This is a genomic window from Thermogutta sp. (assembly GCF_014359955.1).
Lineage (GTDB): Bacteria > Planctomycetota > Planctomycetia > Pirellulales > Thermoguttaceae > Thermogutta.
Genome location: NZ_JACIYL010000963.1, coordinates 1 through 1,479, shown reverse-complemented (window position 1 = coordinate 1,479; position 1,479 = coordinate 1). Strand labels below are relative to the sequence as shown.

Annotated in this window: 2 protein-coding genes; both read left to right on the top strand. The window is 57.8% G+C overall.

The genetic code is table 11. From position 1 onward, the window contains the following. Positions 1-228: 228 nt before the first annotated feature. Positions 229-1,101, top strand: a complete 873-nt coding sequence (locus tag H5U08_RS18595) for a sugar phosphate isomerase/epimerase family protein (RefSeq protein ID WP_297036585.1) — start codon at positions 229-231, stop codon at positions 1,099-1,101. Positions 1,102-1,292: 191 nt separating this feature from the next. After that, positions 1,293-1,479: hypothetical protein (locus H5U08_RS18590; RefSeq protein WP_297036583.1), on the top strand; the 187-nt coding region annotated here is incomplete at its 3' end.

The following is a 1,479-nucleotide window of genomic DNA, read 5'->3' as shown; positions in this document are numbered from 1 at the left end:
GGCAATTCATGAATTGCCCCTACCACGCTGGTGACACCACCTGAGCAATGGACACCGGGCGCGACAAGCGTGCCCCTCCAAATGATTTCTCGGAGGGACCTGCTCGTCAGGTCCGCATCTGGAGGGCAGGCCGGGTGGTCTCGGCTGTTCGTTGACGCTACACTGAAACGCGATCGAAGACCGATCGCAGGAAAATCACCATTTCGCGCAAATTGAAAGGGTTGAACGATGCGGATTTCACGTCGTTTGATGCTCGGTGTGTGCGGCGTCCTGGCCTGGCGGTTTACCGGACGGCGGGCGTTAGCCGAATCGTCGCAAGTCTACCCGATCGGTGCGTGCGACTGGTCCCTGGGCGCCCGACAAACCCCCCGAGCGTTCGAAGTAGCCAAAGAAATCGGTCTGGACGGAGTGCAGGTGAGTTTTGGGGCTCCCGGCGACGACTTCGATCTCCGCAAGCCGGAGGTTCGCCAGCAATATGAGGAGGCGTCGCAGCGAACTGGCGTGAAGATCGCATCCCTGGCGATGGGAATTCTCAACAGTGTCCCTTTCGCCAGCGATCCACGAACCGAGGAATGGGTATCCGACTGCATCGATGTGATGGCGGCCATGGGCCAGAAAATCGTGCTTCTTGCCTTCTTCGGTAAAGGAGACATCCGGAACCGACCCGACCTCCAGGGAGAAGTCATTCGAAGACTGAAACGATTGGCCCCCAAGGCCGAAAAAGCAGGTGTCGTCCTGGGCATCGAAAGCATGCTCAATGTCGATGACCATCTCAAAATCCTGGATGCCGTGGGGTCACCGGCCGTCCAGGTTTACTATGATGTGGCCAACATGCATTACGCCGGTTACGACATCTTCACCGAATTACGCCGACTCGGTCGGGAACGTATCTGTCAGGTCCACACGAAGGAGTACGACCATCTCCTCGGACAGGGCCCCATTGATTTCCCGAAGGTGCGTGACGTCCTCCAGGAAATTGGCTACAAGGATTGGCTCATCCTTGAGGCGGCGACCGTCAAAGGACGCTCCGTCGTCGATTGTTACCGGGAAAACGCCCGTTATTTGCGGTCTCTGTTTCACACGCCGCGGGAGAGTGGCTGAGGCTGCAGAGAGTGGACGCATGACAGGCTTCGCCCGTCTCAGGTTTTTATCCTAATTTGGCAAGGATTTTTGACTTCCGCCACGTCGTAAGCTAGACAATGTTGAGGGGTGTTCCCGTCGCCCGGTTCGGGTCGATGGTCGATTGGCGGTCCCTCGCCAATGAGTATGAGGTATTCGCGGGGAAACCGGAGATGCCGACGTTCGAAGCGCAAAGCGATGCGGGTTTCTACGAGCTGGTGCACCGCATATTAATGCGCTCCGATGCGTGTTCCCTTCAGGAACGGCGAATTCGGCCGCGGATTGAAATCGATACCGACCAGCGAAACGCCCCGTGGGGGGACAGGCCACCCAGCGAAAGTGACTTTAACACCGTCCGCT

Coding starts and splice junctions, on each gene's coding strand:
- H5U08_RS18595 (WP_297036585.1), top strand. CDS start 229: ATGCGGATTTCACGTCGTTTGATGCTCGGTGTGTGCGGCGTCCTGGCC.